This window comes from Streptomyces sp. NPDC058665, from assembly GCF_042714995.1.
GTDB lineage: Bacteria > Actinomycetota > Actinomycetes > Streptomycetales > Streptomycetaceae > Streptomyces.
In genome coordinates this window covers 1-25152 of record NZ_JBHXRX010000031.1, presented here as the reverse complement: position 1 = coordinate 25152, position 25152 = coordinate 1, and the positions used below count along the sequence as shown (strand labels likewise).

The following is a 25152-nucleotide window of genomic DNA, read 5'->3' as shown; positions in this document are numbered from 1 at the left end:
AACGATCTACACGATCGTCGGCCTACAGACCGGAGACCGACATGCCCCAGGCCCCCGCAGAAGTCGCGGAGACCACCACCCCCGGCCCGGCGGCCGCCCGCACAGGCGGCAGCGACTTCGCGCCCCTTCTGCGGACGGTCAGGGAGAAGGGACTCCTCGAACGGCGGACCGGCTGGTACGCCCGCGACATCGCCGTCAACCTGATCGAACTGGCGGCGATCGTGACCGGCGTGGTGCTGATCGGAGAGTCCTGGTGGGCACTTCTCCTGGCCCCGGCGCTGGCGCTCGTCTCGGCCCAGATGTCGTTCATCGCGCATGACGCGGGCCACGCGCAGATATTCGCGACGCGCGGAAAGAACCGCGCCGTACAGCTTTTCCACGCCAATCTTCTGCTCGGAATGAGCCAGGACTGGTGGAACGACAAGCACAACCGGCACCACGCCAACCCGAACCACCTGGAGAAGGACCCGGACGTCGGCGCCGACATCCTCGTCTTCGCGCAGCACCAGACCGGGGACCGCAAGGGATTCCGCCGCTGGCTCACCCGCCACCAGGCCGTGATGTTCTTCCCGCTGACGACCCTGGAGGGCATCGCCCTCAAGGTCTACGGATTCCGGTCCGTCTTCTCCCGCGCCACCAAGCGCCAGACCCCGCGTGAGCGCATCCTCGAAGGCTCGCTGCTCGTGATCCACGTCGTCGCCTACCTCGCGCTCCTCTTCACGACGCTCAGCGTCGGCCAGGCCGTCGTCTTCCTCCTGATCCACCAGATGATCTACGGCCTCCACCTGGGCATGGCGTTCGCGCCGAACCACAAGGGCATGAAGATCCCGACCGAGGAGGAGTTCGCGAGCTGGGGCCATCTGCGCCGGCAGGTCCTCACCTCCCGCAACATCCGCGGCGGGCTCATGACCGACTGGTTCCTGGGCGGTCTGAACTACCAGGTCGAGCACCATCTCTTCCCGAGCATGCCCCGCCCGCACCTGCGGATCGCCCAGCCGCTGGTCCGCGCGTACTGCGACGAGATGGACGTCTCCTACGTGGAGACGGGCCTGGTCGACTCGTACCGGCAGGCACTCGGACACCTGCACGAGGTCGGCGCCCCGCTGCGCGAGGCCGCCTGACCGAGCGGTACGGATCGCCGCTCACCGGCGCATCGGACACGCGGAGACCGCATAGTGGAACTGGCGGAGGTTCGCGAGCGTTCTATCTGCAGTGAGCGGCTTCGGCCGCGAAGGAGGCGTCGAAAATGTCGAGTAGGGCAAAGATCGCTGTCGGGGGAGTGGCCGTCGGTCTGCTCCTGATCCCATTCATCGGATTCTGGATGTCGCTGCTGGTGGTGCTCGGCGTGCCCGCTGTGGCCTATCTGATGCTCGACCCGTCGCAGCGCCGTCGGCTCAAGCGCATAACGCGCAAGGAGATCGGCCGCTGACCCCGCACCGGCCGGCGGAAGAGCCCCCGTACGCACACGGGACCCACCTGCGGTCCCGGGCCCGTACGGGGGCGCCGTGAGGATCCGAGCAGGTCAGGACGGGCGAACGGCGATCGCGTCGAGCGCTTCCAGGAGCTTCGGCAGCTCGGGCCCGCGTCCGACCGGCAGCACTTCGTTCGGTTCGTCGTCCAGCAGGATGTAGGCGATGTCGTCGGTCCTGGCGACGAGGGACCAGCCGGGGCCGTCGGCCCGGAGCATGCGCGCGCCGGCGGGCGCGAAGCCCGAGCGGACCCGGCCCCGCGGAGGCGATGACTCCAGGTAGCCGCGAAGCTCCTTCAGGACGCGCCGCACCCCGTCGTGGAGGGCTTCCGTGCCGTCGAGGTCCGCGCCGTCCCGCGTGGCCTCCGTCCCGGCCTTCTCGTGGGGGGGCCCGTCCGCGCCGCCGTCCCCATCGCTGTCATCGGCGGCATCCGCGTCATCACGGGCCGTGCCATCGCCACCGCCCGCGTCACCGGCAGGCGCGTCCGCCCGCTGCTGCTCGTCCTCGGAGTCGAACTGTTCGCGCCAGGCTTCCCACTGAAGCGCGATCTCGTCGGCTCCGAGACGGCGCTGCGCCGACCCCCAGCTCGTCGTGTCCGGCGGCGCGAGCGGCGGTCTCGCCCCGTCGTCGTCCACTCCCGGCTCCGGATCGGGATCGTGCGGCGCGGGGATGCCCGGCGCCGCGACCGAGAGGGCCAACGGCCAGCCGGGGAGCGCCGCGACGACCGTGCGTTCGTCGGGGGACAGGTCGTACTCCATGCCGCAGTCCCACGCGGCGATGGCGACAGCCACCAGCGACACATCGTCGACGGCCACGGTCCAGCGCGCGCCGCCGCCGTCCTGGCCGAGCACCAGACCGTATCCGCGGTCGTACGGCTCCAGCCCGAGAGCCGCGCACGCCTCGGGGAAGTCGTCGCCGAGCACGCTGGGGAACTGCGCCGGTGTCAGCAGCACGGCCGACAGCACATACAGCGCGTCCTCATCGGCGGATTCGTCCGTACCTGTCACGGCACCTACCCATCCGAACGGTCGTGTCCGATCAGTCGTCGGCGCACCTTAGCCAGTCGGCCGCCCGGCCGTCGAGAGGTCGGAGGCCACCCGCGCCCCCAGGCCCCTCCCTCATGCGGCGGGCAGCCCGAGGAGGGTGCGTGCCACCTTCTCGGGCGACTCTTCCCGCTCACGCGCCAGCGCCGTCACCGCACGGCACGCCAGCTCGCTCACGCCGAAGGACAGCGCCTCTGGGGAGACCCAGCCGGACGCCTCGTCCATCCGGTCCTGGTCGTCGTCGGCGGTCGCCGCCACGAAGGAGGCAGCGGCCTCGAACAGGTTGTGCTGCCGTGTCCGGGCACGTGGGGACGCGGCAGGCTCGGTGACCGGTGTGGCGGTCCTGCTCGGTACGAGCAGCCGGCGCAGCTTGTCGAACATCGTCCGTCCACCTTTCGCACATCCCTCGGGGCCCCCGCCTCCCACCAAGGTTCGATACCCGTTCACGTGATGGTGCACCCGGCGTGGCTGTCCGAGCTACCCGGCCGTCCTGGCTGTCTTCTCCGGTTCAGTCCTCGCGCACGGCCAGCGCGAGGAAGCGGGAGTCCTCGTCCACGTACGAGACCAGGCGCCAGCCCGCCCCGGCGAGCAGGGGACGCAGTGTGCCCTCGGCGCGCAGATCGTCCGGGGTGATCCGCCGCCCCTGCCGGGCGGCCAGCGCGGCGCGTCCGATCGGGTGGAAGAGCGCCAGACGGCCACCGGGGCGCACGACCCTCGCCAGCTCCCGCAGATTCGTGGCCGGCTCCGGCAGATGAGCGATCAGTCCCGCGGCGAAGACCGCGTCGATGGAGTGCGTGCGCAGGGGCAGGCGCGCCACGTCCGTGAGCAGCAGGGCGCCGAGCGCGTCGCGACCGCTCCGTACGGCCGCCGCGAGCATCTCGGGGGTGAGATCGGCACCCAGCACCGTGCCCCGGGGCCCCACGACGTCGCGCAGGGCCCTCAGCGCCCTCCCGGTGCCGCAGCCGGCGTCCAGGACGCTGTCACCGGGACGCAGGCCCATCCCGGCCGCGGCGGCGGCGTAGGCAGGGCCGTCGTCGGGGAAGCGCGCGTCCCAGTCCGCCGCGCGGACGCCGAAGAATTCCTGTACATGCGTGTGGTCGTGGGCCATGGGGACATGATCCCCCGCCGCGTACGGCCCCGGGCCGGGTACGGCCCCGGCCCTGCCGCTCGGTCGGGAGGCGTACGGGGGCGCACCCCGGGTACCCGGACGGCCGTCGTCCCCGCGTTGCGGGCCCGCCCGTACCGCGCGAGTGTCGGAGAAACCGAGTCAGAGGAGGACTGTCCCATGCCCATCGCCACGGTCGATCCCGCCACCGGCGAGACCCTCAAGACGTTCGACGCCATGGGGTCCGACGAGATCGAGTGGCGGCTGGCCGCGGCGGCCGCCGCCTTCGACCGGTATCGCCTCACGGACTTCGACCACCGGGCCACGATGATGAACCGTGCGGCCGACCTCCTTGAGGAGGATCAGCACGAGATCGCCCGCACCATGACCACCGAGATGGGCAAGCCGATCGTCGCCGCACGCGCGGAGGCGGCGAAGTGCGCCAAGTCGATGCGCTGGTACGCGCGCCACGCGGCGGAACTGCTCGCCGACGAGCATCCGTCGGACGCCGACGTACGGGACTCAGGCGCCGCACGCGCGTACGTGCGCTACCGCCCGCTGGGCGTCGTACTGGCGGTCATGCCGTGGAACTTCCCGCTCTGGCAGGTCGTACGGTTCGCCGCCCCCGCCCTGATGGCGGGCAACGCCGGGCTGCTGAAGCACGCGTCGAACGTCCCGCAGACCGCGCTGTATCTGGGCGACCTCTTCAGGAGGGCGGGTTTCCCCGAGGGCTGCTTCCAGACGCTGCTCGTGGGGTCCGGCGCGGTCGAGGGCATCCTGCGCGACCGCCGGGTGGCGGCGGCGACCCTGACCGGCAGCGAGCCGGCGGGGCGCTCGGTCGCCGCCGTCGCCGGCGACGAGGTGAAGCGGACCGTACTCGAACTCGGCGGCAGCGACCCCTACATCGTGATGCCGTCGGCGGACATCGACCGGGCCGCGCGGGTCGCGGTGACCGCCCGCGTACAGAACAACGGGCAGTCCTGCATCGCGGCCAAGCGCTTCATCGTGCACGCGGACGTCTATGACGCCTTCGGTGAACGCTTCGTCGCCGGGATGCGGAGGCTGACCGTCGGTGACCCCATGGACGAGTCCACCGACGTCGGCCCGCTCTCCAGCGAACAGGGCCGCGCGGACCTGGAGGAGCTGGTGGACGACGCCGTCAACCGAGGCGCGATGGCCCGCTGCGGAGGACAGCGTCCGGACCGGCTCAACCGTGGCTGGTACTACGAACCCACCGTCCTTACGGATGTCTCCGCCGACATGCGCATCCACCACGAGGAGGCCTTCGGCCCGGTGGCCACGATGTACCGCGTGGCGGATCTCGACGAGGCGGTGAGCGTCGCCAACGACACCCCGTTCGGCCTGAGTTCCAACGTGTGGACGCGCGACGACGAGGAAGCGGGGCGGTTCGTACGCGACCTCCAGGCCGGCGGTGTCTTCTTCAACGGGATGACCGCCTCCCACCCCGCCCTTCCCTTCGGCGGCGTCAAGCGCTCCGGCTACGGTCGGGAGTTGTCGGAGCACGGGATCCGCGAATTCTGCAACGTCACGACGGTCTGGCACGGTGCCGAACCGGACGGCGACCGCTGAAGGCCCTTGTTTGACCGTGGTGTTCAGGGGCACACGCACTTCGTGCTTCGGACAGGAGGCACGTCCGTGGAGCGGCGTACCGCTCCGGGCGTCGCCCGGCTGCCGGCCGTGCGCTCCCCGGTGACGACGGCCGCGTGGAGCGAGGAGCTGAAGAGCATCATGACCCCTCGGGTGATGGCCTACCGGGTGCGGCACGAGGACGTCCCTGACACCTCCGAGGCGTTCGAGCGGGCCGCCCTGCTGCCTGACGGGCCCGAGAGGCACCGGACGCGCGGGGAGATCGTGTGCGCGTGGCTCCCGATGGCCGACCGGCTGGCCGGCCGGTTCCGGCACCGGGGCGAAGCGCTGGAGGATCTGCGGCAGGTCGCTGCGATCGGACTGGTGAAGGCCGTGGAGCGGTACGACCCGCACCGGGGCACCGCGTTCGAGAGCTTCGCCGTGCCCACGATCACCGGAGAGCTCAAGCGGCACTTCCGCGACCGCCTCTGGTCCGTCCATGTGCCCCGGCGGGTGCAGGAGTTTCGGAGCCGCGTACGCGACGCCCGCGACGAACTGGCCCAGCGGCACGGGGTGCTGGCACCGACCGTCGAGGAGCTCGCCCTGCACTCGGGAATGACCGAGGACGACGTGGTCACGGGTGTCGAGGCGATGGACTGCTTCAGGGTGCTGTCGCTCGACGCGGGCCTGGCCTCCCCGGAGGAGGGCCCCACGCTCGGAGACGCAGTCGGAGCGTGGGACGAGGCGCTGGACACGGTGATCGACCGCGAGTCGGTCAAGCCGCGCCTGCGCCGGCTTCCCGACCGGGAGAAGAAGATCCTCTATCTGAGGTTCTTCCGTGGGATGACGCAGAGCAGCATCGCCGAGGACCTGGGCATCTCACAGATGCATGTCTCCAGGCTGATCAACGACTCCTGCGCCCGCATCCGCAGGGACGTGATGCGCGACGCCGCGTAGCCCGGTGACGGGCCGTCGCGGCCCGTGGGCCGCGCCCAGGTCCTCGGAGCGCCGGACGGGGTGTCCGGCGCCTGAGAACGACCCACGGGTCAGGTCGGGGTCACCCTCGATCCTCCCTGGTGCGGGACGCCGGTCCCGGTGCCCGCCTCGTGGCCGTACTGCTCCGCCTGCATGCGGAACATCGAGGCGTATCTGCCGTTCAACGCCAACAGGCTCTCGTGGTCGCCCTGTTCGACCAGCCGGCCCTCGTGCAGTACGTAGATGAGGTCCGCGTACCGCACGCCGGACATCCGGTGCGTGACGAGTACGACGGCCCGCCGCTCGTCCGCCAGCCCCCGGATCCGGTCGAAGGCCGCGATCTCCGCCTCCGGGTCGAGGGCCGACGTGGGCTCGTCCACCACGATCACCTGGGCGTCCCGGTAGTGCGCGCGGGCCAGGCCGAACTTCTGCCACTGCCCGCCGGACAGTTCGGACGCCCCGCGGAACACGCGGGCCAGCAGGGTCTGGAAGCCGTTCGGCAGAGTCTCGGCGACCGCGTCGGCGCCCGAGTACCGCGCCGCCGCCTCCAGGTCGCCCTCCGCGGCCTCCGGCCGGCCGATCTCGATGTTCGCCGCCGCCGTCACCGGCCAGCGCTCGAAGTCCTGGGTGAGCAGCGACACCCGGTCGAAGATCTGCTCCCGGTCCGCCTCGGCGATGTCGACGCCGTCCCACGCCAACCGCCCGCTGTCGGGGAGATGAAGCCCCGCGAGCAGCTTCACGAGCGTGCTCTTTCCGGAGCCGTTCTCGCCGACCAGGGCGACCACCGAGCCCATCGGGATCGCCAGGGACAGCTCGGTGAGCGCGGGCGTCTCCCGGTCCGGATACCGGAAGGAGACGCCCTCCAGAGTGATCGCTCTCGTGGGCTCGGGGATCGGGAGCCCGCCCGACGGGATGGACCTGTCGGCGGCCTCGGCCAGGAACCTCTCCATGTCGCGTACGTACAGAGACTCCTCGTGCAGCGAGTTCGTGGTCATCACGAGGGCGCCCAGGCTCGCCGACCCCGAACGGACGGCGACCACCGCGGTGCCCGCCACGGCCAGGTCCATCCGGCCCGACACGATGAGCGCGGCCATCGTCCCGTACGTGACGAGTGCGGCCACTCCCGACAGCGCGGCGGCGAGCAGTTCGGTGAGCGCCTTGTCCTTGGCCAGCCGCGTCGCCTCGGTCTCCGCGCTGTCGGCCATGTTGCGGTAGTGCCGGAGGAGGAAAGGGCCCACGGCGTGCACCCGGATCTCGTGCGCGGCGGAGCGGGAGATGAGCAGTCCGGCGATGAGACGGCTGGCGCGCAGATGCTCGACCCAGGACATCACCGAGACGTACCGCCGCTGGGAGACGCGCATCGCGCCCCAGCCGCGCGGCGCCGCGATCAGCAGGAGCATGGGCAGCAGCAGCGGGTGCAGCACGGTCAGCACACCGCCCACGGCGAGCAGCGAGATGACCCCGTTCATGGTGGCGACGCAGGCACCGATCATCCGCCGTGCCGACGGCGGACCGAACTGCGCCGTGTCGATCAGACGACGGAACTCGCCGTCCTCGATCGCCTCCAGTTCCACCCGTGCGGCGGCCCGTAAGTACTGTTCGTTCGCGGCCCGTTCCACCTTCGGCTCCAGCCGGCCGGCCGCCGAGGTCGACCACGAGGCGAGGAGCGCGCCCACCACGGCGACCAGCGCGCCGGCGATCAGGGCGGGCATCGCGTCGGAGACACGGTCGGCGGCGCTTCCGGCGGCCAGGAGTGAGCCGAGCACGGAGTTGACCACCAGCAGCCCGAGCGCTGCCGTCAGCCCCTGGCCTGCCTCGGCGACGCCGACTGTCATCAGCGCCGAACGGTCGGTTCGCCAGGCGAGCCGCAGGGTGCCCGCGACCATGCGCGGCATCGCGCGCACGGCGGACAGCAGGCCGACTTCGAGCGAGGCCCACTCGTGGTCGGCCCAGCCCATGTCGTAGCGGAGCCGCCCGCCGAACAGCTCGCGTTCGCTGTCGGACACAGCGCTCTCGGCGGGCTTCGGACGCCTCAGCAACCTCACGCGGCGCCACCCCCGGCGTCAACCTGACACATCAGGGGCCGGGCGGAGACCGACGCTCTCTCGAACGCGAGGTGAACGAAGGGCGGCGGGGGGACGATCCTCATGAGTCCTCCAGGGGCGAGGGCGATGTGCCGGGTGTTTGATGAACGCGGCTGATCAAGCGGTCGTAATGGGGTGCGCGGTGTGAATTCTCGGCGGGAGCTTCCGAGTTGATGCCCATGACGGGTGGGCGTCCGGGAAAGTGGCCGTAATCCTGTGTTCGTGTCAGTCACGACTCACCGGCGACCCGATCGAGGGATTGCGTTGCGGTGGTGAATTGACGGAAGGGGTGGCTCGGCGGCGGACCCTGTGGAGGGGGAGCGATCTGCCGTCGGAGCGGAGGCGGGGAGTTGCGAAGGCATACGGCCGCGCGGATGGTGATCGTTCCCATTGACGGGAACGGCCGGTTCCATGTGAAGTTCCCAGGCCGCTGGACCGCTTGCCCGTGAGCATCGGGTGCGCGAGGCTGGGCGACCGACGGGGAGATACGGGGCACAGGGCGCGGTACCTGTCTGAACGGGGAGAGTGGACATCAATGGCGTTGGAAGACGGACTTGACTGGCTTCTGGAGGATCTGACCGGTCGGGTCGAGCCGATACGGCACGCGCTTGTGCTGTCCAACGACGGGCTGGTGACGGGCGCGAGTTCCGGGCTGGCGCGTGAGGACGCCGAGCATCTGGCGGCCGTCTCGTCCGGTCTGCACAGCCTCGCGCGAGGGTCGGGCCGGCACTTCAACGCGGGCAAGGCGCGGCAGACCATGATCGAGTTCGATGAGGCGCTGCTGTTCGTCACCGCCGCGGGGGACGGCAGTTGTCTGTGTGTGCTGAGCGAGGCGGACGCCGATGTCGGTCAGATCGCCTATGAGATGACTCTGATGGTGAACCGTGTCGGCGAGCATCTGGGCATCGCGGTGCGGCAGTCGGCGCCGACGCACTCGACGGTCACGGACGGCTGAGAGTCCGGTCCGGGAGCCCTGCCCGGAAGTGCGGTCCAGGAGTCCGGTCAGGGAGTCCCCGGGGGAGTTATCCACAGGACGAGCGGGATTCTTGACCCGGAGATACGGTTGTCACCGAGAGTAGTCAAGTACTCACGGGGGAGACCGTCGATGTCTGTCATGGAAATCTCGGAAACACTGGCCGCGAGCCGAGCGGCCCAGGAACTGCGCCTGAGGCGGGGCGAGTTCGAGCTGGCCACACAGTTGGGGCATGTCCGCACGGTCGGTGGGGCCGTGAGCGGCCGCCGCAGGGTGGCGCGTGGCGAGGTCGAGCGGCTTCGGCGGGCGCCGGGCTTCCCCGAGACGCTGCGTGAGCGGGTGCGGACGGTGGGCACGGCCGAGGGGGCGGAGCTGATGGACATCAGCCCCGGCCGCTTCACCCGGCTCGCGCGTGCGGGGTATCTGGTGCCGGTGCGGTTCTACCTGAATCGCTATCGAGCGGTCGTCTGGCTCTATCTGGCCGAGGAGCTGCGGGCGTTCGCGAGCAGTGAACCGGGCCTGCTGACCGGCCGGTTGCCGCGGACGGCGACCGGTGCTCCCCAGGCCGACAGCGAGGGTGACGGTGCCGCGGGGAAGGCGCAGGAGGCGGTGGAGGACTGCCGTCCGCGCAACTGGCGTGGCCGCCGGATCGGTCTGCTGCTGCACGAGAGCGACGACCGGTGGGAGCGGGCGGCCATCGTCGGTTCCGTGCTCGATGCGGTCCAACTCGCCGAGCTCGTACCGGATCCGTACGAGCGTGCGTGTCTGAACCGGCTGCGCCCGGACCTCGCTCCGGGCAGGCCGGGATCGGAGGCGGGGCGCGAGACCGTTCAACGGCTGCTGACCGCCGACGATCCGGACGAGATCAACTGGCACCGGTCCAGCCTGACGGCGCTGCTGGCCGACGCCCGACGGGACCGGCAGGCGCCGCGCCCGAGCGGCACGAGTCCCATGGAGGCGGACGCACCCGAACCGGCCACGGCAGCCGGACCGCCAGGCACTGTCGAACCGGCAGCGGCGCCCGAACCGGTGCCGGCGCCCGTGCCGGCACGGACTTCCGTACGGGTACGGACAGTTGAGCCGGTCGCGCACGGCGCCGGGCGAGGCCGACCGCTGCTGACCCGGCTGAGGATCAGGCGGGGCCGGGGGAGGGAGACCGCTCCCGCCGCTGCTGTCGTGCCTGCTGTCGTGTCCGGTGGCGGGGGCGCGGACACGCCCTAGCCGACAGGTCCGGCCCCGCCCCCTCCCTGCCCGGTCAGGGCTTGGCTTCGCCGGTGGCCATGGTGAGTTCCGGGGAGAAGCTGCCCCACTCTCCGTCCGGCAGCTTCGCGCGGATCTTCACCTTGTACGCGACACCGGGCTTCTTGCCCGCGTAGACGCTCTCGGTGGTCCTGCCCACGGGCGCCTTGTTGCCCCAGACCAGCGTGGTGGTCAGGCTCCCGTTGAGATGGATCTCGTACGAGGGCACCTCACCGTCGACCTCGGGCGGCAGCCACGACAGATCGAGGTAGTACGCACCCTCCTTGGCGTTCTTGTGCCGCGCGACCTTGAAGCTGATCGGCGCGGTGTCCGGGTCGTCACCCGGGCCCTTCGGGGTGCTGATCTTCAGCGGCTCGCTGGCCGGGGAGGCGTTGTCGGCCGCGTCACGGGCCTGGAGGGTGAAGGAGTAGTCGGTGCCGGGACGGAGTCCGGTGACCTCGGCCTTGGTCGCGTCACCGCTGACGCTGTGGATCTTCGAGCCGCCCTGGAGGATGTCGTACGAGGTGATGCCCTGGTCCTTCTCCGGTGCGCTCCAGGTGAGTTCGGCGCCCTTCGAACCGTGGTGCTTGCCGCGCAGCTTCACCGGCTGTGCCGGAGCCTCTTTGTCCTCGGGCGTCACCGCGGGCGTGGTGACGGGTTTCTTCTGGCTGTGCGGGGAGAGGTTCCCGGCGGCATCCTTGGCCCGCACGGAGAACGAGTAGGCGGTGGACGGCTTCAGACCCGTGATGTCGATCATCAACTTCTCGGCCGGAACGTCCTTGATCTTGTCCTTGCCGCGGTACACCACATAGCCGCTGACCGCGACATTGTCCTTGGCTGCTTCCCACATGACGTGTGCGGACACTGCGCTGCCGGCCTGGACGCTGAGGCCGGTCGGCGCCGACGGCGCCTCGGAGTCCTTGTCGTCACCGCCACCGCAGGCGACGAGAGTGAGGGCGGCAGCGGTAACGAGCGCGACCTGGGTGGGGGTCCGTCGCACGATCGTCTCCTCCGTCGAAAGCAAGGGGCAATGGTCTAGACATATATGACACAGTGTCGGGTTCACTTCAAGAGGCGGTGGCCGTCGGAATTCGAATTCGACGGAAGCCGGCGACCGCCGGGGCCGCGCCGACCGCGCCGCGCGCCCGCCCCCGCGCACAATGACCTTGGCCCACCGGACAGCTGAAAGGAACCGAACGTGCGGATCGACCTCTCAGGCAAGACCGCTCTGGTCACCGGCTCCACCCAGGGGATCGGGGCTGCCATCGCCACCGGACTCGCCCGTGCCGGAGCCCGTGTCGCGGTGAACGGGCGCTCCGAGAAGTCCGTCGCCGCCGCCATCGACAGTCAGCGTGCCGCGTCGCCCGACGCCGAGTTCCTGGCCGCGCCCGGTGACGTCTCCACCGAGGGCGGCGCGGAACAGGTCCTCGAAGCCGTGCCGGAGGTGGACATCCTGATCAACAATCTGGGGGTGTTCGGCGTCCGGCCCGCGCTGGAGATCAGCGACGACGAGTGGCGGCGCTACTTCGAGGTCAACGTCCTCTCCGCCGTCCGGCTCACACGGGGCTGCCTCGGCCGGATGACCGAGCGCGGCTGGGGACGGGTCCAGTACATCGCGAGCGACTCGGCGATCGTGACCCCCGCCGAGATGATCCACTACGGAGTCTCCAAGACGGCGCTGCTCGGAGTCTCGCGCGGTTTCGCGAAGGCGGCCGCGGGCACCGGCGTCACCGTGAACTCCGTGATCGCGGGGCCCACCCACACCGGCGGCGTGGAGGACTTCGTCTACGAGCTCATCGACAAGTCCGTTCCCTGGGAGGAGGCCCAGCGTGAGTTCATGCGGAAGCACCGGCCGCAGTCGCTGATCCAGCGGCTGATCGAGCCGGAGGAGATCGCGAACATGGTCGTCTACCTCAGCTCGCCTCTCGCGTCGGCGACCACGGGGGCCGCGCTGCGCGTCGACGGCGGATACGTCGACTCGATCGTTCCCTGATTTCTGATTGATGACAGGATGGCTCGCTGTGCAGACCAACACGCTTGTCGTCCGTCGCGCGACACCCGCCGACGCGGCCGACATCTCCGGACTGTGGCTCAGATCCTTCGCGGCCGCCCTCCCGAGCGTCACCCGCCCCCACAGCGAGCAGCAGGTACACGCCTGGATCCGGGACATCGTCCTGCCGACCCAGGAGACCTGGGTGGCGACCGCCGGGGAGACTGTCGTCGGAATGATGGTGATCGAGGGCGGGGACGTCGACCAGCTGTACCTCGATCCGGACCACCGGGGGTGCGGCATCGGCGCCCGGCTGCTCGACCTGGCGAAGCGCCGTCGGCCGGAAGGCTTGTCCCTGTGGACGTTCCAGGTCAACGGCCCGGCCCGGCGCTTCTACGAGCGCCATGGCTTCGTCCCGGTCGAGAAGACCGACGGCCGGGGCAACGAGGAGAACGAGCCGGACATCCGCTACAGCTGGCATCCCGCGGCCGACGGGCGAGATCGCGTCACATCTGAGGCACCGCCGGCCCCGTACCGCCCACGGCCGTTGTGAGTTGTCGGGCACGGATCCGGGGCGCCCGCGACACGCGTGACGGACTTGCCCTGCTCACCTGTACCGAGAACCGCCCTCCGGCGGTCGAACTGCGGACGGACAGACAGGATTTGGCCAGTTGGTCTAGACCTTGACAGGTAATGAGGATTCCGGTTTGGTTCCCTCACCCCCATGGCGGCCGTCGCTCATCGACGGCCGCGCGAAGGAGTGAGTCGTTTGCGTCAGCGAATCCTTGCACTGTTCACCGCACTGGTCTCGGCCATGGCACTCGCGGTGCTCCTGCCCGCCTCGACCTCGGCGGCGGCCACGTCCGCCGCCGCGTGCGCCACCGGCTGGAACGCGTCCACCGTCTACTGGGGCGGCGACACCGCGTCGTACAACGGCCGTAACTACACCGCGAAGTGGTGGACCCAGAACGAGAGACCCGGCACGGTCGACGTCTGGGCCGACAACGGCGCCTGTGGTGGCGGTCCGTCGGAGCCGCCCGCCCCGGGTGGCTTCGTGGTCAGTGAGTCGCAGTTCAACCAGATGTTCCCGAGCCGGAATTCCTTCTACACCTACAACGGTCTCAAAGCCGCGCTGAGCGCCTACCCGGCCTTCGCGAACACCGGCAGCGACACCATCAAGCGCCAGGAGGCCGCGGCCTTCCTCGCCAACGTCAGCCACGAGACCGGTGGTCTCGTCCACATCGTCGAGCAGAACACCGCCAACTACCCGCACTACTGCGACACTTCGCAGTCATACGGCTGCCCGGCGGGCCAGGCCGCGTACTACGGCCGCGGTCCGATCCAGCTCAGCTGGAACTTCAACTACAAGGCCGCGGGCGACGCCCTGGGCATCGACCTGCTGGGCAACCCCTGGCTCGTCCAGAACGACGCGGCCGTGGCCTGGAAGACCGGCCTCTGGTACTGGAACACCCAGAACGGCCCCGGCACGATGACCCCGCACAACGCGATGGTCAACAGCCGTGGCTTCGGCGAGACCATCCGCAGCATCAACGGCAGTCTCGAATGCAACGGCGGCAACCCCGGTCAGGTCCAGAGCCGGATCGCCAAGTACCAGGCCTTCGTCCAGATCCTCGGCACCACGCCCGGCGGCAACCTCAGCTGCTGAGTCAGTCCCGAGCTTCACTACGAGAATCGGATGTAGTCCAGAGAACCCTTCTGCGACCTCCTCGTTGACTGGTTCGGGGTAGTGATCCATCTGCCCCGAACCGGATCAGTGTCCGTACCCCGCCGCATCCGTGCGGCGGGGTACGGCCGACGAGTGGAGGTTCGCCATGGCAGGCGGCACCAAACTGGAGCCGGGGCCCGTCGAAGGGGCACGGCCCGCGGAGATCCCGGGCCTCGTGCCACCCCAGTCGCACCAGCCCCATGAACCGCCCGATGCCCAGCCCCACGCGCACACCGACGCCGTCACGTTCACCGGAGTGAATACCCCTCCGCCCGCCTCACCGCCCAGCCGCACCCGACGCCTCTTCCTGCGCGCGGTGTTCGCCCTCGGGGTGACTGGCGGTACGGCAGCGGCCCTGACGCCCATCCTCCGGGCGGGCCACAAACCGCCGGTCTCACTGCACGCGGAGGCGCCCGGTCCACCGGCCGCCGAGCTCTTCGACGAGATGTACGGCGGCCGGCACATCCAGGGAACGGACGCCGGGGTCCGCGTCGACGGCCGCCCCCTGCACATCATGCGTCGCGCAGACGGCAGTTACGTCAGCGTGGTCAACCATTTCGAATCGTTCCCGACGGCCCTCGCGACCGCCCGCGCGGCGGTCGACGACCTCGGCGCCACCCAACTGGCGCTCGCCGGACCGGCACTTCACTGAACCGCAGGGAGGACCCTCCACGGTGCACATCAGAAAGAATCAGCGGAATCTCACCAGCGCGGAGAAGAAGCGCTTCGTCACCACGGTCCTGGAGCTCAAACGCCAGGGCGGCTACGACGAGTTCGTCCGCCAGCATGTCCGGTACTACCGGGCCGACGGTGACGACGGGCTCCGGACCGGTCACATGGCGCCGTCGTTCTTCCCGTGGCACCGCAAGTATCTGCTGGAGTTCGAGGGGGCGCTCCAGCGCATCGACCCCAAGGTGACGGTGCCGTACTGGGACTGGACGACCGACAACACACCGGCCGCGTCCCTCTGGTCCGAGGACTTCCTGGGCGGTGACGGCCGTTCGTCCGACGGGCAGGTCACGACCGGGGCGTTCGCCTACTCGGCGGGCGACTGGACCATCGGCGACGGGGTGCTGGAGCGTAAGTTCCTCGCCCGCGCCTTCGGCCGCCCCACCTCCCCGATCGCGCTGCCCACCAAGGACGAACTGGCCTGGGCGATGAACGAGTCGCTCTACGACGCCGCGCCCTGGGACTCCACGGTCACGAGGGGTTTCCGCAACCGCCTCGAAGGGTGGACGACCGGCAGCGACAAGACGCGGTGGCGCAATCACAACCGTGTCCACCGGTGGGTGGGTGGCCAGATGCTGGGTGCGACCGCGCCCCACGATCCGGTCTTCTGGCTCCATCACGCCTTCATCGACCTTCTCTGGGACCGCTGGCAGCGGAAGCACCCGAAGTCGGCCTATCTGCCGCGGCGGAGGCTGGGCGACGACGATCCGCAGTCGGGCCGGGCCATCAGCCTGGACGAGCCGATGCCGCCGTGGCGGACGAAGCCGTCGGAGATGCTCAGCCACGAGTCGCTGTACCGGTACGAAGCCTGAGCCCGGTCGCGCGATGCCGCCCGGCACTCGCGCGGGCGCCAGGGCCGCCACGTACAGCCGCCACGTACAACGGCCTCCCGCATCGAAATGCGGGAGGCCGTTGCCTCATGCCTCAATCAAGAACCTGCCGGGGGGCGTACATCGACGACGTACGCCCCGTGCCGGAGGCTCAGTGGCCGTAGCCACCGCCATCGTGCTTCTTGCCGCCGTCGGCGTTGACGCAGGTGTTGCCGAACGCCGGGTTCAGCAGGCCGACCACGTCGGCGGTGTTGCCGCAGAGGTTGACCGGGACGTGCACAGGCACCTGGAGCAGGTTGCCGGAAAGCACGCCGGGCGAACCGACGGCCGCGGCCTCGGCGCCGGCGTCGGCAGCGGCAATTCCGGCACCGCCGGCCAGCACGGCGCCCGTGCCGGCGAGAACAGCAGCTGCCTTCGCGATACGCGACATCAAGTTTCTCCTTGAACGTTTCGAGCCCAGCCGCACGATGTGCGGCCTTCACGCACGTTCAACGCGCAAACTCACCCTCGGTAACGGATTTGCGCCAATTAGTGAGAGAAGGGCATGTGACAAAGGGGTGCACGAGTGTTTACCCTCGGGGTGAACGCTTGTGCACCCCTCCCTCTGTCACATGCCGTCACGGAGGTCACCACGTCGCCACACATCTACGGAGAACAGATGCCCGCAGCGCCCATGCCGGAGCCGGAGCCGGAGCCCGTGGCAGGGCAGCGGCGCCGCTTCCTCGTGGCCGTCCTCGCCTTCTGCGGCGTCGTGGTAGCCGTGATGCAGACCCTCGTCGTACCCCTGCTGCCCCACGTCCCCTCCCTGACCGGCAGTTCACCGGCGGCGGCGAGCTGGCTCGTGACGATCACGCTGCTGACGGGCGCGGTCTTCACGCCCGTACTGGGCCGCGTCGGCGACATGTACGGCAAGCGCAAAGTCCTCATCGCCTCGCTCGGTGTGCTCGTCGTCGGGTCGGTCATGTGCGCCCTCAGCTCACAGATCGGGGTGCTGATCGCGGGACGGGCCCTCCAGGGCGCGGCGCTCGCCGTCGTACCGCTCGGCATCAGCATCATGCGCGACGAACTCCCGCCGGCGAGGCTGCTCTCCTCCGTCGCCCTCATGAGCTCGACCCTCGGCATCGGCGCGGCCGTCGGACTGCCGGTCGCCGCGCTCGTCGTCCAGAACTTCGACTGGCACACCATGTTCTGGGCCTCGGCCGTCCTCGGCCTGGTGGACATCGTGCTCGTCCTGTGCTGCGTCCCGGAGTCGCCTCTGCGTTCCCGGGGCCGGTTCGACGCCATCGGCACGCTCGGCCTCTCCGTCACCCTCGTCAGCCTGCTGCTCGCCGTCACCCAGGGCGCGGACTGGGGCTGGACCTCTCTGCCCACGGTCGGCCTGCTCGTGGTCGCGCTCGCCGTCGGACTGCTCTGGGGCGCGTACGAGCTGCGCACCACGTCCCCCATGGTCGACCTGCGGGTGTCCGCGCGCCCCGCCGTACTGCTGACGAACATCGCCGCCCTGCTCATCGGCTTCGCCTTCTACGCGAACTCCCTGGTCACCGCCCAGATGGTGCAGGAGCCCAAGAGCACCGGCTACGGCCTCGGGGCGTCGATAGTCGTCGGCGGACTGTGTCTGCTGCCCGGTGGTCTCGCGATGGTGGCGCTGTCGCCGGTCTCGGCCCGCATCTCCGCGAAGTACGGCCCCAAGACGGCTCTGGCGATCGCCGCCGGCGTGATGGCCGTCGGGTACGTGGTGCGCTTCTTCACCAGCCACAGCCTGTGGCCGATCATCGGCGGCGCGACCGTCGTGGCGGCGGGCACCGCCATCGCGTACTCGGCCCTGCCCGCCCTGGTCATGCGCGCGGTGCCGGCGGGGGAGACCGGCGCGGCCAACGGCCTCAACACCCTGATGCGTTCCGTCGGACAGGCCTTCTGCAGCGCGGTGGTCGCCGCCGTACTCGCGAACATCACCTTCCAGGCCGCGGGCCGTACCGCACCCACCCTCCACGCCTATCTGCTGGTCTTCCTCATCGCCGCGGGCGCGGCCGTCCTCGCCCTCGCGGTCACCCTCTGTCTGCCGGGCCGCGCCGTGGCGCTCAAGGCGGGTACGGTCGAGAAGGAGCACGCAGCAGGCCGCAGGTTCGCCGAGGAGGGCGCATGACGACCGGACCTGCCGCCGCGTCCGAGGAGGGGACGGACCCCGGCGCCGCCCCCGGCCCGGACCTCACGGCGGACGACACCGCGGACGGCGCGGACGGCACCGACCCGGGCACCGGGCGTTTCGCGATTCTGCGGGCCGCCCGCCGCGCCTTCACCCAGCGCCCGTACGCCGAGGTGACCATGCGCGGCATCGCCGCCGACGCCGGCGTCAGCGCCTCGCTCATCGTCAAGCGCTTCGGCACCAAGGAACGGCTCTTCAACACCGTCGCCGACTTCGGCCCGGCCGCCGACAGACTCTTCGCCGCCCCGCCCCCGGAGCTCGGCAGGCACCTCGTGCTGACCATTGTCCGGCTGCGGCGCGAGAACCTCTCCGATCCCCTCCTCCGCGTCGTCTTCTCCCTCGGCAACATGGACGAGCGGACCCTGCTGCGGGAGCGCTTCCGTGAGCAGGTCACCGCCCGGCTGGCCGGTCTCATCGACGGGCCGCGGCGTGAGCTGAGGGCGGAGCTGATCACCGGTCAGCTCCTCGGGCTCGGCGCGACCCTCAGCCTCCACCGGCCCGGCGCCGGCGAACTGGCCACCGCCGAAGAGCTGGCTGACCTGTACGCTCCCGCCCTCCAGCTGCTGATCACCGGGCACCTCGCCTCCTCGGACGGCGCCCACCAGGCCGACGGACCCGGTGGATCCGACCGCTGAGCGGTCGCGGAACCTCACGGTGACTCGTACGGTACGTACCGACCCGTATTCCCCGCTTGCGATCCATACGGGTGATGCGCGCACAATTGATAGCAGAAGCCGCCGACCGCGACCGACCTGCCGTGCCCACGACTGGGAAGAGGGGCCCGTGAGTGCCGAACAGCCGCCCGGCCGTCCTCTTCGCGAGCCCACCGACTCGTCCGGACTGGAATGGCCGGCCGACGCGGCTGTGACGCTCGCCTGCAACCGCATGGGCAGCTTCGACATCGATCTCCACACCAGGGCGATGCATCTGGACCCGGGGGCGCTGGAGGTCTTCGACCTGCGCCCCGACGAGTACGAGGGCGACATGGCCGTCGCCAACCGGGTGCCGCCGGAGGAGCGGGAGCGGCTGGACACGCTGATCCAGCCGTCGGTCAAGGGCGGCAAGGACGTCTACGGGGCGTATTTCCAGATCCATACGCGCGACGGATCGCTGCGCTGGCTCCACACCCAGGGTCGTCTCCTGCGCAACGCGGAAGGCGTGGCGTACCGGGTGATCGGCATAGTGCGCGACGCCACCAGGGAGCTGGACGAGGCGGCCAAGCGCATCGAGCTGGTCGAGACCCGTCGCAGGCTCACCGGCATGGTCCGCCGGGTCACCGCGCTGCTGGCCCGTGCGACCACCGTCCACGACGTCACCGACGCGCTCAAGGACACGGAGGCGGTCAGCAACCTCGGCGCGGTGAGCGTGATGCTCGGCATCGTCGAGAAGGGCCGCGTCCATCTCGTCAGCGAAGGGCGCATCGGGCTCTACGTACCGGAACTGCGTGACACGCGGATCGACGGGCAGTTCCCGATGAGCGAGGTCGTGCGCACGCTGCGGCCCCGTTACATCACCTCGCGCGACGAGTTCCGGCGCTGCTACCCCCCGCTGTGGGAACACATCGAACACCTGCCGGTTGCCTCGGGCGCCTATCTCCCTCTGATCGCCCAGGGCAGACCCATCGGTGTGCTCGGCATGCTCTACCCCCGGCACGGCGGGTTCACCGGCGAGGAGCGCAACCTGCTGATCACGCTCAGCAGCAGCATCGCCCAGAGCCTCCAGCGCGCGATGCTCTTCGAGCAGGAGCACGATCTCGCCGAGAGCCTTCAGCAGGCGATGCTGCCGCACCGGATCCCCGAGGTCCCCGGCGCCGGGATCGCGGTCCGCTACCGCGCGGCCAGAGCGGGGCGCGACGTCGGCGGCGACTGGTACGACCTGATCCCGCTGCCCGGCGACCGGCTCGGCCTGATGATCGGCGACGTCCAGGGCCACGACACGGACGCCGCCGCAGTGATGGGGCAGCTGCGGATGGTGCTGTGGGCGTACCTCTCCGAGGAGCACTCGCCCGCCACGGCGATGGCCCGCGCCTCCACCTTCCTCCACGAACTGGACACCGAGCGCTTCGCCACCTGTACGTATGTCGAAGTCGACCTGTCGACAGGGGGACTCCAGATCGTCCGGGCCGGGCACCTCGAACCGATGGTGCGCCGCGGCGACGGCACGTGCGTCACGCTCGACACCAAGGGTGGCCTCCCCCTGGGAATCGCGGACGGCACCGGCAGGCGCGGCGCCGCCGACTACCCGGTGACCCGGGCGAACCTCACTCCGGGCGAGACCCTTCTCATCTACACCGACGGCCTGGTGGAACGCCCGGGAGCCTCACTCGACGCGGGCCTCGACCGCCTGACACGCGCGGTACAGGCCGGCCCGGACGGCATCGAGGAGCTGGCCGACCATCTGGCCGACATGGTGGGGGAGCACGGCGGCGGCGACGACATGGCGCTGCTGCTGATGCGCTGGACCCCGAAGCGCCGGGCGTACGACGGACGGCCCACGACGGGCGCCCCTTAGGGCCTTTCTTAAAACGCCCTTGCCGTGATCACTGAGCGGCCGGGGATCGCTGCCCTGTGGGCCGATCCGGCCAGAGAGTGACTTTGCGTCAACTGGGCGTAACTCCTAGGTGTGGCTGTGTAGTTCGGGATACACAAGGGAGTCGGGTGTCAGCCTGCCAGTGGCCGGGCTGGGGGCGTCGGTGCCCGAGAAGGGCAGGACAGGTGCTGACGATCAATGTGGCGGTTCTTCTCGCCGTCATTGTGATTCTGCGGCTTCGGCGTCGGACCGAGGCCAGAAGCAGGTCCGACGAGAAGATGACCGTCGTGATCGTGCTTGCGCTGGGCCTGCTGCTCGCTCCGACACCGTTCGGCCAAGGGATCATCGGCATTTTGGAGGAACTCGCGAGCGGCGTTACGCAGGCCAGCCGATGAGCCCTCGCAGGCCCAGGCGCCCGCCGACGCGGCGGAGGCGCCACACGATGGGCAGGCGGCGGCGCGGGGACGATCGGCTGATCGGCCTCCTCCTCGCCGCGGCCCTGTTCGTCGGGTTCGTGGTGGGGGCCGTCAACTGGCTGCTGGTTCACTGGTGGGTCCTGATCGTCATCGGCGGGCACGGCCCGCCAGGTTCACGACGCCGACGTCGCTGTGATCGTTACGAACGGCAGGGTCACAGCCCCTGCCATGGCCTTCGCCAAACAGCAACGACTGCACGTAGTCGACCGTCACACCCTTGCAGCATGGGCGTCAGGTTCACGCCCCCTGTGGGAGCTGCTCCGGGCCGTCCCGCCTCCCCGTGGGCCGACCGCCCTCTCCTGAGCGGCTCCGCGGCAGCGTCGCCGTACGAGGCGCTGGTTGGGCCATGGGCATGTTGAACAAGGACCGGCGGTGGCTGTTCGCAACAGGGCTCCAGCCTCCTGGTCCGCGACACGCCATCCCCCCCGCCGCGTATCCGGGCAACCCCCGCATTTCCCTGACGCATCATCAGTTGCGAGTGGGACGCCACCCCGGCCCCGTGGGCAGTCCCACGTTACTTCCACGGTGCCCCTTGTTCGCCCCGACGTGTCCGCGAACCCCTGGCGAACCAGGGCACACACGGCGATGCTGGGCGGCTGACAGCGCTTACCACCAGCGCCAACCACCCGTACAACAGGAGAACTTGTGGGTCCAGGCATTGCCCGCCGATCCGTCGTGCTGCTCGCGGCGGTCACCGCACTGACGGCCGGAGCCATCAGCCCCGCCGTCGCCGACTCCACCCCCGACCCCCGGCCCCGCAACGCCGCCGAGGTGCTGCGGCCCGTCGCGCCACCACCGGCCAGCAGACCGGTGGGCGCGCCCAGATCCGTCGTGGACGGCGACGGCATCGAGACCGCGCGCAGTTCCCGGCCCGTCGCGCCGGGCGTGAGCCTCACCTCGTACGACCGGCTCGAATCCGACAAATGGCTGCGCGTCGACTCGCTCTCGGTCGACCTCGACCGCGGCGGCGTCCGGGCCGACTACCTCTCCTCGGGCAAGGTCGCCGACCGCCGCAGTGTCTCCGAGCTCGCCGCCGGACACGACGCGGGCAAGGGCCGCCGCACCGTCGCCGCCATCAACGCCGACTTCTTCGACATCAACGAGACCGGCGCGCCGCAGGGCCCCGGCATCAAGGACGGCGCGCTCACGCAGTCGCCCGCCGCCGGTGCCAACCGGGCCGTCGGCATCGGACCCGGGAACGCGGGCCGCGTCCTGGAGCTGTACTTCGACGGCACCCTCACGCTGCCGGACGGACCGCACCCCCTCGCCGCGTACAACGCCGCCAACGTGCCCGCCGGCGGCATCGGCGCGTACAACGCGGCCTGGGGCCAGGCCAACCGCGCGCTCACCGTGGACACGGCGACACCGGTCGCCGAGGTCGCCGTACGGGACGGCAAGGTCGTCACCGTCGCCGACAAGCCCGGCACCGGCCCCATCGAGCCCGGCACCACCCTCCTGGTCGGCCGGGAGGCCGGAGCCGTACAGCTCAAGGCGCTCCGCCCCGGCGACCCCGTGACCATGGAGTACAGCCCGCGCACCAACGGCGGCCCCGTGCCCCGTACCGCGGTCGGCGGACGTGAACTCCTCGTCGTCGACGGAGTGGCGCAGAACCACGAGGGCCAGGGCAACAACACCGCCGCGCCCCGCACCGCCGTCGGATTCTCCCAGGACGGCAGCGAGATGCGCGTGATCACCGTCGACGGCCGGCAGGCCGACAGCGGCGGTGTCACCCTCACCGAACTCGCCGTGATGATGAAGGACGCCGGCGCGTACAACGCGCTCAACCTCGACGGCGGCGGCTCATCGACACTCGTCGCCCGTGAACCCGGCAGCGACGCCCTCCAGGTGGAGAACGCCCCGTCGGACGGGAGCGAGCGCACCGTGCCCAACGGCCTCGCCCTCACCGCGCCCGACGGCAGCGGACGCCTCGACGGCTTCTGGGTCGAGACCCGTACGCCCGCCGGAGCCGCGCCGGGCGACGACCCCGTCAAGGGCGGCCACCCCGAGCGTGTCTTCCCCGGACTGACCCGCGCCCTCACGGCAGCCGGCCACGACGAGACGTACGGCCCCGCGAAGGGCGACCCGCGCTGGCGGACCGAACGGTCATCGGTCGGCCGGGTCGATGACGACGGGCTGTTCACCGCCCGCCACAGCGGCACCACCGAGGTCCACGCGGAACGCGGACGCGCCGGCGGATCCATCGAGTTGACGGTCCTCGACGACCTCGCGCGGATCCGGCCGACCACCACGCGCGTCGGCCTCGCCGACGGCGGGGCGACCGGCACCTTCGGCATCGTCGGCCTCGATGAGCACGGCGCCTCCGCGCCCGTGGAGCCGCGCGATGTGGAACTCACCTACGACCGCGCCCTCTTCGCCATCGCCGACGACGGCAAGGGCTCCTTCACCGTCACCTCCAGGACCGGTGCCGGCGCGGGACTCGTCACGGCGAAGGCCGACGGCGTCACCACCGCACTCGCGGTGAGCGTCGGACTCGAAGAGCAGCAGGTCTCGGCCTTCGACGACGCCGCGAGCTGGAAGTTCAGCCACGCCCGTGCCGCCGGTTCGGTCGCGGCGACACCCGAGGGCCAGACGGGCACCGGTCTGACGCTCACGTACGACTTCGGACTCTCGACGGCCACCCGCGCCGCGTACGCGAGCCCGCCCCAGCAGATCACCGTGCCCGGCCAGCCGCAGTCCTTCAAGATGTGGATCAAGGGCGACGGCAACGGTGCCTGGCCGACGCTGCACCTCAAGGACGCGGCCGGATCCGACCAGCTGCTCCGCGGGCCGTACGTCACCTGGACCGGCTGGCGCCAGGTGACCTTCGCGGTGCCGCAGGGGGCCGCGATGCCGCTGTCGGTGTTCCGCTTCTATCTCGCGGAGACCGCGGCCGACAAGCAGTACACCGGAGAGATCGTCATCGACGGGCTGACGGCCCAGGTGCCGCCCACGGTCGAGGTGCCCGAACAGCGGCCCGCCGCCGACCCGTTGATCGATCCGGCCGCCGAGACCGAGGGCCGGGACTGGCAGTTCGCCGTGATGTCCGACGCGCAGTTCGTGGCCCGCGAGCCGGACAGCGCGATCGTGCGGCAGGCGCGGCGCACGCTGCGTGAGATCAAGGCGGCGAAGCCCGACTTCCTCGTCGTCAACGGCGACCTGGTGGACGAGGGTTCGCCCGCGGACCTCACCTTCGCACGGCAGGTGCTCACCGAGGAGCTGGGCGACGAAGTGCCCTGGTACTACGTGCCCGGCAACCACGAGGTGATGGGCGGGAAGATCGACAACTTCGTCGGCGAATTCGGCCCCGCGCAACGGGTGTTCGACCACGGCGGCACGCGCTTCGTCACACTCGACACCTCCAGTCTCTCCCTGCGTGGCGGCGGCTACGCCCAGATCAAGGCCCTGCGCGCCCAATTGGACGCGGCGGCCGACGACTCGCGCGTCAGCTCCGTGATGGTCATCGAGCATGTGCCGCCGCGCGACCCGACCGTGCAGAAGGGCAGCCAGCTCGGCGACCGCAAGGAGGCCGCTCTGCTGGAGAACTGGCTCGCCGACTTCCGCCGTACGACCGGCAAGGGCGCCGGCTTCATCGGCAGCCACGTCGGGGTCTTCCACGCCTCACGCGTCGACGGCGTCCCGTATCTGATCAACGGCAACTCCGGCAAGAACCCGGCGGCCCCTGCCGACGAGGGCGGCTTCACCGGCTGGTCGCTCGTCGGCGTCGACAAGGTCTCCAGGAGCGAGCAGTCCGAGGCGCGGCGCAAGCCGTGGGAGGGCGGGCCCGACTGGGTCTCCGTACAGACGCGTGCGCACACCGACGCGCTGGCGCTCGACGCGCCCGTGACACTGGCGCCCGGCGACGAGGCGGCGGTCGCGGCGACCGTCACGCAGGGGGCCAGAAAGGTGCCGGTCGGCTTCCCGATGAGCGCGGACTGGTCGGGCTCACCGAACGTGCACATCGGTGACCCGGACAAGGCCAACCGCCGTGACGTGGCGGCGTTCGACCCGGCCACCGGGACGCTCACCGCGCTGCGGCGCGGCTCGGCCACGCTCGCGGTGACGGTCAACGGCGTGACGGAACGCGGCGAGATCCGGATCGCGGCAGGCAGGACGGCGACGCGGAGGCGGCGCGCGAGGTGATGCGCGAGCACTGCGGCGGGACGGCGGCGCTGCTGCGGGGTTTTCTGGCCTGAG

At 70.5% G+C, this 25152-nt stretch carries 22 protein-coding genes and 2 pseudogenes; 18 read left to right on the top strand and 6 right to left on the bottom strand.

Annotated features, from left to right (window positions below):
- Nucleotides 1-41 precede the first annotated feature (41 nt).
- Nucleotides 42-1121: a fatty acid desaturase family protein gene (locus ACFWV8_RS21245; protein ID WP_384204256.1), complete on the top strand. Its 1080-nt coding sequence runs from the start codon at nucleotides 42-44 to the stop codon at nucleotides 1119-1121.
- 125 nt (nucleotides 1122-1246) lie between these two features.
- Entirely contained in the window at nucleotides 1247-1429 is a 183-nt protein-coding gene (locus ACFWV8_RS21240; protein ID WP_189107215.1) for a hypothetical protein, read from the top strand.
- Between the two features lie 93 nt (nucleotides 1430-1522).
- Here ACFWV8_RS21240 and ACFWV8_RS21235 read toward each other — a convergent pair whose 3' ends face one another.
- The 3 genes from ACFWV8_RS21235 to ACFWV8_RS21225 all read right to left on the bottom strand — a co-directional run bounded on the left by ACFWV8_RS21235 (nucleotide 1523) and on the right by ACFWV8_RS21225 (nucleotide 3620).
- Nucleotides 1523-2476 carry a hypothetical protein gene (locus ACFWV8_RS21235; RefSeq protein ID WP_384204253.1) on the bottom strand — a complete coding sequence of 318 codons (954 nt, stop codon included), beginning with the start codon at nucleotides 2474-2476 and terminating at the stop codon, nucleotides 1523-1525.
- A 111-nt stretch (nucleotides 2477-2587) separates the two neighbouring features.
- Nucleotides 2588-2893 carry a hypothetical protein gene (locus tag ACFWV8_RS21230; RefSeq protein ID WP_384204250.1) on the bottom strand — a complete coding sequence of 102 codons (306 nt, stop codon included), beginning with the start codon at nucleotides 2891-2893 and terminating at the stop codon, nucleotides 2588-2590.
- 127 nt (nucleotides 2894-3020) lie between these two features.
- Entirely contained in the window at nucleotides 3021-3620 is a 600-nt protein-coding gene (locus tag ACFWV8_RS21225) for a class I SAM-dependent methyltransferase (protein ID WP_384204247.1), read from the bottom strand.
- Nucleotides 3621-3797: 177 nt separating this feature from the next.
- Here ACFWV8_RS21225 and ACFWV8_RS21220 point away from each other — a divergent pair, with 177 nt between their 5' ends.
- Nucleotides 3798-5207, top strand: coding sequence for an NADP-dependent succinic semialdehyde dehydrogenase (locus ACFWV8_RS21220; RefSeq protein WP_384204244.1), 1410 nt, complete (start codon nucleotides 3798-3800; stop codon nucleotides 5205-5207).
- Nucleotides 5208-5366: 159 nt separating this feature from the next.
- Complete coding sequence (locus ACFWV8_RS21215; protein ID WP_384204420.1) at nucleotides 5367-6161, top strand: SigB/SigF/SigG family RNA polymerase sigma factor; 795 nt, start codon at nucleotides 5367-5369, stop codon at nucleotides 6159-6161.
- A gap of 89 nt (nucleotides 6162-6250) precedes the next feature.
- On the opposite strand, the gene ACFWV8_RS21210 is transcribed toward ACFWV8_RS21215, so the two are convergent.
- Complete coding sequence (locus ACFWV8_RS21210) at nucleotides 6251-8185, bottom strand: ABC transporter ATP-binding protein (RefSeq protein WP_384204417.1); 1935 nt, start codon at nucleotides 8183-8185, stop codon at nucleotides 6251-6253.
- A 613-nt stretch (nucleotides 8186-8798) separates the two neighbouring features.
- On the opposite strand from ACFWV8_RS21210, the gene ACFWV8_RS21205 reads away from it, so the two are divergent.
- Both ACFWV8_RS21205 and ACFWV8_RS21200 read left to right on the top strand, forming a co-directional pair.
- The gene (locus ACFWV8_RS21205; protein WP_329377549.1) at nucleotides 8799-9218 is read left to right on the top strand and encodes a roadblock/LC7 domain-containing protein; all 420 of its coding nucleotides are present in this window, start codon (nucleotides 8799-8801) and stop codon (nucleotides 9216-9218) included.
- 150 nt (nucleotides 9219-9368) lie between these two features.
- Nucleotides 9369-10457, top strand: coding sequence for a DUF6397 family protein (locus tag ACFWV8_RS21200; protein WP_384204242.1), 1089 nt, complete (start codon nucleotides 9369-9371; stop codon nucleotides 10455-10457).
- Between the two features lie 34 nt (nucleotides 10458-10491).
- Here ACFWV8_RS21200 and ACFWV8_RS21195 read toward each other — a convergent pair whose 3' ends face one another.
- Nucleotides 10492-11475: a fibronectin type III domain-containing protein gene (locus ACFWV8_RS21195; protein WP_384204239.1), complete on the bottom strand. Its 984-nt coding sequence runs from the start codon at nucleotides 11473-11475 to the stop codon at nucleotides 10492-10494.
- Between the two features lie 198 nt (nucleotides 11476-11673).
- Between ACFWV8_RS21195 and ACFWV8_RS21190 the strand changes: the two genes are divergently transcribed.
- The 5 genes from ACFWV8_RS21190 (at nucleotide 11674) to ACFWV8_RS21170 (ending at nucleotide 15732) form a co-directional block, all read left to right on the top strand.
- Entirely contained in the window at nucleotides 11674-12468 is a 795-nt protein-coding gene (locus tag ACFWV8_RS21190; protein ID WP_384204237.1) for an SDR family NAD(P)-dependent oxidoreductase, read from the top strand.
- Nucleotides 12469-12496: 28 nt separating this feature from the next.
- Entirely contained in the window at nucleotides 12497-13018 is a 522-nt protein-coding gene (locus ACFWV8_RS21185; protein WP_384204234.1) for a GNAT family N-acetyltransferase, read from the top strand.
- Between the two features lie 261 nt (nucleotides 13019-13279).
- Entirely contained in the window at nucleotides 13280-14131 is an 852-nt protein-coding gene (locus ACFWV8_RS21180; protein ID WP_384204415.1) for a glycoside hydrolase family 19 protein, read from the top strand.
- A gap of 166 nt (nucleotides 14132-14297) precedes the next feature.
- Nucleotides 14298-14843, top strand: a complete 546-nt coding sequence (locus tag ACFWV8_RS21175) for a tyrosinase family oxidase copper chaperone (RefSeq protein WP_384204231.1) — start codon at nucleotides 14298-14300, stop codon at nucleotides 14841-14843.
- 22 nt (nucleotides 14844-14865) lie between these two features.
- Nucleotides 14866-15732: a tyrosinase family protein gene (locus ACFWV8_RS21170; protein WP_384204228.1), complete on the top strand. Its 867-nt coding sequence runs from the start codon at nucleotides 14866-14868 to the stop codon at nucleotides 15730-15732.
- A gap of 169 nt (nucleotides 15733-15901) precedes the next feature.
- Here ACFWV8_RS21170 and ACFWV8_RS21165 read toward each other — a convergent pair whose 3' ends face one another.
- Nucleotides 15902-16180 (bottom strand): chaplin, encoded by a 279-nt coding sequence (locus ACFWV8_RS21165; RefSeq protein ID WP_384204225.1) that lies wholly within the window; start codon nucleotides 16178-16180, stop codon nucleotides 15902-15904.
- 228 nt (nucleotides 16181-16408) lie between these two features.
- Between ACFWV8_RS21165 and ACFWV8_RS21160 the strand changes: the two genes are divergently transcribed.
- The 7 genes and pseudogenes from ACFWV8_RS21160 to ACFWV8_RS21130 form a co-directional block, all read left to right on the top strand.
- Nucleotides 16409-17893, top strand: coding sequence for an MFS transporter (locus ACFWV8_RS21160; protein ID WP_384204222.1), 1485 nt, complete (start codon nucleotides 16409-16411; stop codon nucleotides 17891-17893).
- Nucleotides 17890-18588, top strand: a complete 699-nt coding sequence (locus tag ACFWV8_RS21155; RefSeq protein WP_384204219.1) for a TetR family transcriptional regulator — start codon at nucleotides 17890-17892, stop codon at nucleotides 18586-18588. The genes ACFWV8_RS21160 and ACFWV8_RS21155 overlap by 4 nt, the downstream gene beginning before the upstream one ends.
- 148 nt (nucleotides 18589-18736) lie before the next feature.
- On the top strand, nucleotides 18737-20464 hold the full coding sequence (locus ACFWV8_RS21150; RefSeq protein WP_384204216.1) for a SpoIIE family protein phosphatase: 1728 nt from the start codon (nucleotides 18737-18739) through the stop codon (nucleotides 20462-20464).
- A 203-nt stretch (nucleotides 20465-20667) separates the two neighbouring features.
- Complete coding sequence (locus tag ACFWV8_RS21145; protein WP_384204214.1) at nucleotides 20668-20877, top strand: hypothetical protein; 210 nt, start codon at nucleotides 20668-20670, stop codon at nucleotides 20875-20877.
- Nucleotides 20878-21054: 177 nt separating this feature from the next.
- Nucleotides 21055-21261: pseudogene (locus ACFWV8_RS21140) on the top strand (restriction endonuclease); the annotation flags it as partial.
- A 342-nt stretch (nucleotides 21262-21603) separates the two neighbouring features.
- Nucleotides 21604-25098 (top strand): phosphodiester glycosidase family protein, encoded by a 3495-nt coding sequence (locus ACFWV8_RS21135; protein WP_384204211.1) that lies wholly within the window; start codon nucleotides 21604-21606, stop codon nucleotides 25096-25098.
- A pseudogene (locus ACFWV8_RS21130) lies at nucleotides 25068-25151 on the top strand (GntR family transcriptional regulator); the annotation flags it as partial. The gene ACFWV8_RS21135 and the pseudogene ACFWV8_RS21130, both read left to right, overlap by 31 nt.
- Nucleotide 25152: the final 1 nt, after the last annotated feature.